Source organism: Salipiger aestuarii, from assembly GCF_003259905.1.
GTDB classification, from domain to species: Bacteria; Pseudomonadota; Alphaproteobacteria; order Rhodobacterales; family Rhodobacteraceae; genus Salipiger; species Salipiger aestuarii.
Genome location: NZ_QLMG01000082.1, coordinates 1 through 9,501, shown reverse-complemented (window position 1 = coordinate 9,501; position 9,501 = coordinate 1). Strand labels below are relative to the sequence as shown.

The 9,501-nt window shown below is 65.0% G+C and carries 8 protein-coding genes; 2 read left to right on the top strand and 6 right to left on the bottom strand.

Annotated features, from left to right (window positions below; translation table 11 throughout):
- Window positions 1-222: 222 nt before the first annotated feature.
- The 3 genes from ATI53_RS24550 to glf all read right to left on the bottom strand — a co-directional run bounded on the left by ATI53_RS24550 (window position 223) and on the right by glf (window position 2,582).
- Window positions 223-495, bottom strand: a complete 273-nt coding sequence (locus ATI53_RS24550) for a DDE-type integrase/transposase/recombinase (protein ID WP_375342744.1) — start codon at window positions 493-495, stop codon at window positions 223-225.
- Between the two features lie 162 nt (window positions 496-657).
- Window positions 658-1,431, bottom strand: coding sequence for a glycosyltransferase family 2 protein (locus ATI53_RS21855; protein ID WP_009506813.1), 774 nt, complete (start codon window positions 1,429-1,431; stop codon window positions 658-660).
- A gap of 5 nt (window positions 1,432-1,436) precedes the next feature.
- Window positions 1,437-2,582 carry a UDP-galactopyranose mutase gene (gene glf / locus ATI53_RS21850; RefSeq protein WP_034453497.1) on the bottom strand — a complete coding sequence of 382 codons (1,146 nt, stop codon included), beginning with the start codon at window positions 2,580-2,582 and terminating at the stop codon, window positions 1,437-1,439.
- A 194-nt stretch (window positions 2,583-2,776) separates the two neighbouring features.
- On the opposite strand from glf, the gene ATI53_RS21845 reads away from it, so the two are divergent.
- Window positions 2,777-4,738 (top strand): M10 family metallopeptidase, encoded by a 1,962-nt coding sequence (locus ATI53_RS21845; protein WP_111551376.1) that lies wholly within the window; start codon window positions 2,777-2,779, stop codon window positions 4,736-4,738.
- A 97-nt stretch (window positions 4,739-4,835) separates the two neighbouring features.
- On the opposite strand, the gene ATI53_RS21840 is transcribed toward ATI53_RS21845, so the two are convergent.
- The 3 genes from ATI53_RS21840 to ATI53_RS21830 all read right to left on the bottom strand — a co-directional run bounded on the left by ATI53_RS21840 (window position 4,836) and on the right by ATI53_RS21830 (window position 8,494).
- Window positions 4,836-6,131 (bottom strand): calcium-binding protein, encoded by a 1,296-nt coding sequence (locus ATI53_RS21840; protein WP_111551375.1) that lies wholly within the window; start codon window positions 6,129-6,131, stop codon window positions 4,836-4,838.
- Between the two features lie 286 nt (window positions 6,132-6,417).
- Window positions 6,418-7,071 carry an ABC transporter ATP-binding protein gene (locus ATI53_RS21835; RefSeq protein WP_009506808.1) on the bottom strand — a complete coding sequence of 218 codons (654 nt, stop codon included), beginning with the start codon at window positions 7,069-7,071 and terminating at the stop codon, window positions 6,418-6,420.
- Between the two features lie 7 nt (window positions 7,072-7,078).
- Complete coding sequence (locus ATI53_RS21830; RefSeq protein WP_111551374.1) at window positions 7,079-8,494, bottom strand: KpsE/RkpR family capsule polysaccharide export protein; 1,416 nt, start codon at window positions 8,492-8,494, stop codon at window positions 7,079-7,081.
- Between the two features lie 86 nt (window positions 8,495-8,580).
- Between ATI53_RS21830 and ATI53_RS21825 the strand changes: the two genes are divergently transcribed.
- A complete protein-coding gene (locus ATI53_RS21825; RefSeq protein ID WP_009506806.1) occupies window positions 8,581-9,399 on the top strand; it encodes an ABC transporter permease in 819 nt (272 codons plus the stop codon).
- The last annotated feature ends 102 nt before the right edge of the window (window positions 9,400-9,501 follow it).

Sequence of the window (9,501 nt, the reverse complement as noted above, 5' to 3'; positions counted from 1 at the left end):
GGAATGGCGCGCCTGAGCCAGCGACACGCCGCGCAACCCGGAAATGGCGGTCCTGGAGTTCTGCCGCAAATGGTTCGAACGGCGCGGGGCGCCCTCGGTCCGATTGTTCGGGTGGGTCTTCGTCATGTGCCGGATTGCGTCTTGCGGACCGGATCGCGCGTTCCATTCCCCGATGACTCTGGCAGAGCTATGCGCTTTGCCCGTAACAATCGTCAGCGGATGTCAGGCGCCAACAGTCTCAGAGCCCTGTCGCATGAAAGCCCTTGCGGCATTGGCTGTACGCCGCTCCGTGAGCCGGAAATCGACGCGTTGGCCCCATTGGTCGATTGCACGCCACAAGTGGCACCAGCGCCTGTCCACATGCCATTGAAGCCCGCGCCAACCGCGATGGCGGCCATTGGCGCGCTTTCGGATCTCGGGGCCGAATTTCTGAACCCAGCGATAGACGGTGGCCGCGTCGAGGATGACCGCACGCTCAACCAATAGAGCGCACATCGCGATACGACAGGAAAAAGCGACAATACCAGCGCATAGCAAGCAGGATCAAATCCTTTGGTTAGCGATGGCCTTTGAACGGGCCGCGGCGTGGCATGGCAAGTCCGCCTCGTACAAAAGATCGCATCGACAAGGGCGATAACGCAACGCCCCCCTCCATGCTCAGTGCCGTTTGCGATATCGGCCGAACACGTGCCCCGCGAGTTTGCCGGCGGAGGCGCTGCGCGATAACTTCTGGTGGGCCCGGTAAACTTCCCATGTGCCGGCAAGCGATTTCAGCCGGCTTGAAGTCAGCGACCCCTTGGTGCGGAAATACAGCGCCAGCGGTTCGTCCAGCCCGGCGGCAAACTCAATGCGCGACAGGATGTCGAGCCAGAGCGCGTAATCATGCGAGCGGGCAAATTCCGGCATCGGCACCGCCCCCAGAACCGAACGATCATAGATCGCGGTCAGGCAGCCGATGACGTTGTGGCGCAGCAGCGTGCGATGATCGACGCGCGCGGGCACGCGAACGCGGAACTGCCCTGCCCCGTTCATCCGCCAGAACCCGGTGTAGCTGAACGCCGCGCCCTGCGCAGTCATATAGGCCAGTTGCAGCCGCAGCTTTTGCGGCAACCAGACGTCATCCGCATCCAGAAAGGCGATATAGCGCCCGCGCGCCGCGTCCAGCCCGGCGTTGCGCGCCGCCGCCGCGCCGCTGTTGCGGCCCTGCGACAGCCCGCGGATGCGCGGGTCGCGCGCGGCAAGCGTCTCGATCACCGCGGCGCTGGTGTCGGTCGACCCATCGTCGATCAGCAGCAGTTCCCAGTCGCCCAGCTCCTGCGCCAGAACCGAGGCGACGGCCCGTTCCAGCACCGGCCCTGCGTTGAACACCGGCACGATGACCGATACCAGCGGATCGCTGCCCTCGGGTCCGAGAAGAGGCTCCCCGGACATGGCGTCTACAGCGGCGAGACCGCGAAGGCGGGCATGGCCCGGCCCTCGGTCTGGGCGGCAAGGAACGCATCAGCCACGTCCAGCGCCTCGCGGATGGTCACATCCATATCGAGGTAGCGATAGGTGCCAAGCCGCCCCACGAAGGTGACGCCCTGCGCCTGTTCGGCCAGAGCCACATAATCGGCCAGCAGCGCCTTTTCGTCGACCATGCGGATCGGATAATAGGGGATGTCGTCCGGCTCTGCCGCGCGGGAAAATTCGCGGTAGCACACGCTGCCCTCGTGGCTTTCCCAAGGGCTGAAATGCTTGTGCTCGGTGATGCGGGTGTAGGGCACATCGCGATCGCCATAGTTCATCACGGCGCAGCCCTGATAATCGCCGTCTTCGGTGAATTTCTCGAAATCCAGCGTGCGATAGCCAAGGCGGCCCAGCTTGTAGTCGAAATATCCGTCCAGCGGCCCGGCATAGAACACATGGTCATAGGCATCCGCCATGCCGGGGGTATAATCGGTGCCCAGTTGCACAGTGATGCCCGGGTGATCCAGCATCTGTTCCACCAGCGCGGTATAGCCGTGTTCGGGCATGCCCTGAAAGCGGTGGAAGAAGTAGTTGTCGTCGTAGTTGAACCGCACCGGCAGGCGTTTCAGGATCGACGCGGGCAGATCCGTCGGCGAGCAGCCCCATTGCTTTTCCGTGTACCCCTTGAAGAATGCAGCATAAAGATCGGGGCCGACAAAGCGCAGCGCCTGGTCTTCGAAGGTCTGGGGATCGGTGATCGAGGTGTCGGCCTGTTCTTCCAGGAAAGCGCGCGCCTCGGCCGGGCGCATGGTCTTGCCATAGAACTGGTTGATCGTGTGCAGGTTGACGGGCAGCGAATAGACCGCCCCCTGGCTCGTGGTCTTGACCCGGTTCTTGTAGGGCATGAACGTCGCGAAGCGGTTCACATAGTCCCACACGCCCTCGTCATCGGTGTGAAAGATATGCGGCCCGTAGACATGCACCATCACGCCGGTGTCGCCGTCACGTTCGGTATGGCAATTGCCGCCCACATGGTCGCGCCGGTCGATGATGTGAACTTCATGGCCCGCTTCGGCAAGCTGGCGACCCGCGACCGCGCCGGACATGCCGGCCCCCACAAAAAGCAGTTTCACGTCATCGCCTCCTGACTGCGCGTTTGGCGGTTTCTTCCACAGATCCCCCCGCGTGGCAACACAGCCGCGCCGTACGGATTTCAGCCGGATTTTCACGTCATGATAGCAAGTTGTCGTTCTCATGCCGCATTCGAGCGGGTAACGTCCCGCCTTACTGTCGCGCCCGCGCACCCCAAGGAACGGAATCGAAGACCATGCCGCCGCCCCTTCCCACCGCGACCATAGACGAATTCGCCGAATACCTGGTGTCGGGATACTGGACGCCGCATGCCTTCGACACGTCGCGCAGCAACCAGATTACCGTGAACCTCACCGGGCTGACCGCCGATGGCCGTCAGCTGGCCCGCTGGGCGATGGATGCCTGGGAAGCCGTGGCCGACATCGTCTTTGTCGAAACCACCCTCACCGCCCAGATCGATTTCGACGACGCATACGCCGGGGCCTATTCCGGCAGCACCTATTATACCGCCGGGGTGATCAGCAGCGCCTATGTCAATATTTCTCAAAGCTGGATCGACGCCTATGGCAGCACGATCGACAGCTACGCCTTTTCGACCTATGTGCACGAACTTGGCCACGCGCTGGGTCTGGGGCACCTGGGCGATTACGATGGCAACGCGGTTTATACCGAGGATGCGATCTTTGCCAACGACAGCTGGCAGGTCTCGATCATGTCCTATTTCGATCAGACCGACAACACCGCGGTCGATGCCTCTTACGGCGACCTGCTGACCCCGATGATGGCCGATATCCTTGCCATCCAGATGGTCTACGGCCCCCCCGGCGCCACCAGCGTCAGCGCCGGAAACACCACCTGGGGGCAGCATTCCACGCTTGGCACCTATCTGGGAGCCTATTTCACCCTGATGGCGGAAAACCACACGGATATGGCCCTGTACCTTGGCGATCCCACCGCCCTGACCCTGTACGATGTCAGCGGGCACGATCTTGTCGATTTGTCCTTTGCCACACGCGACATGTTCATCGACCTGCGCCCCGGCCATTTTTCCGACGTGGCGGGTGGCACCGGCAATATCGGCATCGCGCTTGGCACCGTGCTTGAGGATCTGCGCGCCGGGGCGGGCGACGACACGGTGATCGGCAATGGCGCGGACAACCTGATCCTGGGCAATGCGGGCAACGACAGCCTGTCGGGCATGGCCGGCAGCGACACGCTGGGCGGCGGGAACGGCGACGACCGCCTGCGCGGCGGCGCGCAGGACGATGTGCTGTGGGGCGGAAACGGTGTCGATGTGGTGTGGGGCGACAACGGGCGCGACATCATATGGCTGGGCGCGGGCGGGGACATCTTCAACGACAACACGCAAGCAGGGATTTATGGCGCCGATCAGGCCCATGGCGGCAACGGCAACGATTCACTGAACGGCGGCGGCGGGCGGGACAGGCTGTGGGGCGACGCGGGCAACGACCTTGTGCGCGGCGGCAATCAGGACGACGTGCTGCATGGCGGGGCGGGCGATGACATGGTCCAGGGCGGCAACGGGCGCGACCGCGCCTGGCTTGGCGACGGCGACGACATTTTCCACGACAACGCCCAGGGCGGGCAATACGCCGCCGATACCGTGTATGGCGGGGCGGGCAACGACACGATCATCGGCGGCGGCGGCGACGACCGGTTCTATGGCGGCGACGGCGCCGACCGCGTGCTGGGCGGCGCGGGGCGCGACCTGCTCAACGGAGGGCGGCAGAACGACCGCCTGTGGGGCGGCAGCGGCGACGACACGGTGCTGGGCAGCAACGGCTCGGACCGGGCCTGGCTGGGGAACGGCAACGATTACTTCGAGGATGACGAACAGGTCGTGTTTGGCAACGACCGCATCTGGGCCGGCAATGGCAACGACACCATCCTGCTGGGCGGGGGCGACGACACCGTCACCGGCGGCGCCGGGGCCGACAGCTTTGTGTTTTCCTCGACCGAGGGGGACGATCTGGTGACCGATTACCAGTTGGGCATCGACAGCCTGACCTTCAGTCAGGAAATCTGGAACGGCGGGCTGACCGTCGCGCAGGCGGTCGATAGCTTCGCCGAAGTGGTAAGCGGATCGCTCGTGTTCACCTTCGAGCCGGGCTATTCGGTCACGCTGGAGGGCATCGTCGGAACCGCCGCCATCGCGGACGATATCACGCTGGTCTGATGCGGCGCGGGCGGGCGCCGCCGCCCTGCCCCATGCGCCCTGCCCCATGCGAACGGCCCCGCGCGAACGGCCCCGCGCGAACGATCCGGCCAAGATTTCAGAACAGGATGATGTTTGCCGCCAGGTCATCCAGATCGCTGACCCCGTCGATGCGAATCTGCGCATCGCCAAAATCGAGCACCACCCCGCCCGGCACCATCGTGGCGTACCGGTCCACCACGTCGGTCGCGCTCAGGGCGTTGGCCCACAGGCCATCGTCGAGATACAGCGTATCGGTGCCCGTCTCGAAATCCTGGATGGTGTCCGACCCGCCGCCCGGCGCAAAGACAAAGGCATCGCTGCCACCGTCCCCGATCAGCAGATCGTTGCCCGCGCCGCCGTTCAGCCGGTCATCGCCCGCGCCCCCCAGCAGGCGGTCGTTGCCGCCCTCGCCCAGCAGCACATCATTGCCGTTCTGCCCGACAAGCCGGTCGCTGCCGGACCCGCCCAGCAGCCGGTCGTTGCCATCGCCACCGCGCAACGTGTCGTTGCCCGCCATCCCCACAAGCCGGTCGTGGCCGCCCTCGCCGCGCACATAATCGTCGCCGCCGCCGGTGTTGATCGTGTCGTTGCCATTGCCGCCCCAGACGCTGTCACGGCCCCAGGCGCCGCCCTGCCCCGTATCGGTATAAAGATCGTTGCCATCGCCCAGCCAGGCGCTGTCGGTGCCATTGCCGCCGCGTACCGTGTCGTTGCCCGCCCCGCCGGACAGGTGATCGGACTGGCCGCCGCCTTCCAGCACATCCGCCCCGGCCCCGCCGTCCAGCGTGTCGTTGCCCGCGCCGCCGACCAGCGAATCCCGGCCCGCCTCGCCCTGCGCCACATCGTTGCCGCCGCCGGTGCGGATGGTGTCGTCGCCCGCCCCGCCCCAGACCGTATCGCGCCCCCAGGTTCCGCCCTGGCGGCTGTCGCCGTACAGATCGTTGCCAAGCCCGAGAAAGGCCAGATCGGTGCCATTGCCGCCCCAGACCGTGTCGTTTCCCGCCTCGCCCTGCATCAGATCCGCCCCAGGGCCGCCGCGCAGCAGGTCCGCCCCCTCGCCGCCCCAAAGCGTGTCGTTGCCGTTTCCGCCGGACAGTTCGTCGGCGCCGTCTTCACCGTAAAGCACATCGCCGCCGCCGCCGCCGTCGATGCTGTCGTCCCCTGCCCCGCCCCAGACGCTGTCTGCCTCGTTCCGCGAGGTATCCGAATAAAGATCGTTGCCAATGCCCAGCCAGGCCCTGTCGGCGCCGGCGCCGCCATGTACCGTGTCATTGCCCGCCTCGCCATTCAGACTGTCCGCGAAGGCCGTGCCCTCGATCAGCTCATCCAGAGCCTCGGCCGAGGCCGTTCCGCTGCTGCCCGTGGTCCGCATCTTGCCCTACCTGTTTCATTGCGGTTGCCGGGCCGCACCGCCGCGCGCCCGTGGTTGCCCTGATCGCCCCCGGCCGCCCCCGCGCGCGGCGTAACCCGCGCAGGTCCGGCGGCCTTTGGCTGAAGCTTCCGAAATGACAAGGGATCGGGGTGACAGGCGGCCCGCAAACAAGGCCGGGACGTGGAAAATACGGAAAACTCGACGCGATGACGCCGTCGAAAGGGTCAGGAATGCCGCCTCGTCTTCCTGTTCCCCCTGCCCGCTGCGTCCGCGTCTGGCGCGCGCCTTATGCCAGCAGCCGCTCATGCATGGCGATGGCCTCTTCGAGATCTTCGAAATAGGTCACCCGGCCGCGGTCCAGCACCACGCCCGCATTGCAGAACGCCTTGACCTGCGCCATCTCGTGGCTGACCATGATGGCGCTGGACTGCTTCATGCGCTCCAGAAACACCGCTTTGCTCTTGCGCTTGAACTGCTGGTCGCCCACGGAGGTGACCTCGTCCACGAGGTAGGTGTCGAAATGGATGCCCATCGAGGTGCCGAACACCAGCCGCCCCCGCATCCCCGCCGAATAGCTGCGCACCGGCATGTGGTAATGCGCGCCCAGATCGGCGAATTGCTCGACGAAGGCCAGCAGCGAATCCGTGTCGACCCCGTAGATGCGCGCCACAAAGCGCACATTCTGCGCGCCAGTCAGTTCACGGTGGAACGACGCGCCAAAGCCCACTGGCCAGGAAATCGTGCCATCGCTGTAGATCGTGCCGCTGTCGGGCTGCATGGTTCCCGCGATCAGTTGCAACAGCGTCGACTTGCCCGCGCCGTTGCGCCCCAGCAGCGCCAGCGATTTGCCCGACGGCAGCTCGGCGGTCAGGTTGTCGATGACAATCTGCCGCTGGCCGTTGACCCGAAAGCTCTTGGTAAGGTTCTTAAAGCGGATCATGCGCGCCTTACCTGCGATCGCGGATGCTGTAATAGATCAGGGCGATGGCGGCCCAGGTCAGGAACAAGAACAGCCCCGTCAGCAGCGAAATCATCCCCCGCTGCGGATATTCCGCGCTTTGTGCCAGGGTCGGGCGCACATAGGCCGCCAGATACAGGCTTTGGCGCGACGCATTGGCCCGCGCCAGATCCAGTGCCGCAAGCGCGTTGCGATAGGTTTCCTCGGCGAATTCCTGATCGACGCTCAGACTTTCGAATTCACCGATCAGGTCCGGGTAGCTTTCCGTCAGCCCGCCGGTTTCGGCGCTGCCGTCGGCAGAGGCGAAGTTCTGCCGCTCTTCGGCGATGCGGGCGCGGATGACCTCGATGCGACGGCGTTCCTGCACAAGGCGCGGATCGCCGTCGCGGGCATCGCCGCGCACAAGGTCATATTGCACCAGCGCCTCGGCGAGCTGCTGCTGAAGGTTGCTCAGCACCCCCATGCGGCCCTGAAGATCGGTCGCGGGATCGACGATCTTGGTGCGGGTGCGGAACTGGGTCAGCGCCTCGCGCGCCACCTTGAGCCGGGCCAGCGATTCTTCCAGATCGACGCGCGCATAGCGCATCGCATCGGCGCGCGCGGCTTCGTTCAGATCGTTGATCATCGCCTGGCTCTCGCGCACGATCAGTTGCGAAATCTTCTGTGCTGTCGGTGCGTCGAAGGCAAGCACCTCCAGGTCGATCAGCCCGGTGGCCTGATTGTAGCTGATGCGCACGACGCGGGGCCAGAACCACAGCAGATCCTCGATGGTGGCGTCGGGCCACAGCGAGAACGCCGGGTCGTCGGCCCAGTGCTGCGAATAATACCCCCGCAGATCCAGTTCCGCGTCCAGCGCCAGAACGATTTCCTGGCTCTGAATGTATTCATACAGGATGTCCGCATCCGATGAGGTCGACGACCCCGTGATGCTGGCAAGCCCGCCCAACAGATCCGAGGCGCTGCCGCCTTCTTCCTTCCGGATGGTGAAGCCGGTGGTCGAGGAATACTGATCGACCGCCACTTCGGTCAGGTAAAAGACCGTCACCGCAAGCGGCAGCATGACCCCCAGCAGGAAGCTGAGAAGCAGCCCCCAGTGGCGGCGTTTCATGCGGGTGGGGGCGGCGATGGGGGCCACCTCGACCACGGCGGGCTGGGCCTGGCCTGCGCCGCCACGCCCGCCGCCGGGATTGCGGCCCGCGTTGGGGCCAGCCTTCGGCATGGCATTCTGGCCGGAATTCTGGCCTGCGTTCTGGTCCGCGTTCTGGCCTGTGCCCCGCCCCTGCCCGGCTTTCGGGCCCGGCCCGCCAGCCGCGTTTCGCGGATTGGCTGGCTGCGCGGTATCGCTCTCCGCTCCGGCGGGTTTCTGCCCGCCCGGCCGGTCATTCTGGTATTCCTGGTCAGGCAAGCCGCGGTCCTTTGAACAAGCCGTTTGATCTCGTAGCGCGTTTCGACATAACTGGCGTCCAAGCCGAGATGAAAGGAAATCGGGCCATGTCGGCGGATCACCTTGTTCCAGATGCCCTGAGACCTGTCAACGCCAAGCGGCGGCGCTTTGCCGCCCTGCGCACGATCACCGCGCTGATGCTGCGCGAGATGTCCACCCGCTACGGCGCCTCGCCGGGCGGCTATGTCTGGGCGGTCCTCGAACCGCTCGGCGCGATCTTCGTGCTGACGCTGGTGTTTTCGATGGTCGTCGTGGCGCCCCCGCTGGGCAACAGCTTTCCGCTGTTTTATGCCACCGGCTTTCTGCCCTTCGGGTCGTACCAGACGCTGTCGGCCACCTCGAGCAGCATCATCGGGTTCTCTCGCCCGCTGCTGTTATACCCGACGGTGACCTGGGTCGACGCGCTGTTTGCGCGGCTGATCCTGAACACCGTCACGCAGGTGATGGTGGGCTTTCTGATCCTCTCCGGCATCATGCTGCTGGGCGAGACCCGCAGCACGCTGCAATTCGGCCCGATCCTTGCGGGCGTCGGCGAGGTCGTCCTGATCGCGACCGGGGTGGGATTGGTCAACTGCGTGATCTCGGGGCTGTACCCGGTGTGGAAGCAGGTCTGGTCGATCGTCACCCGCCCGCTGTTCCTGGCCTCCGGGGTGTTCTTTACCTTCGAGACGCTGCCGCCGGTGGCCCAGGACATACTGTGGTGGAACCCGTTGATGCATATCACGGGGATCTTTCGCAGCGGGTTCTACCCGTCCTACGATCCGCAATATATCAGCCACACCTATGTGGTCGGGGTGGGGTTAGGGCTGACGACGCTGGGGCTGCTGCTGCTGGGCCGGTTTCACCGCGACATTCTGAACGCCTGAACATCGGGGGCGCCGCGACGGATCCAAGCCCCTTACCAGATGTGTGGAAAAAATACTTCGGTTGGCCACATCGTGGCCAATCCTTTCCTTAGAAACTTAGCT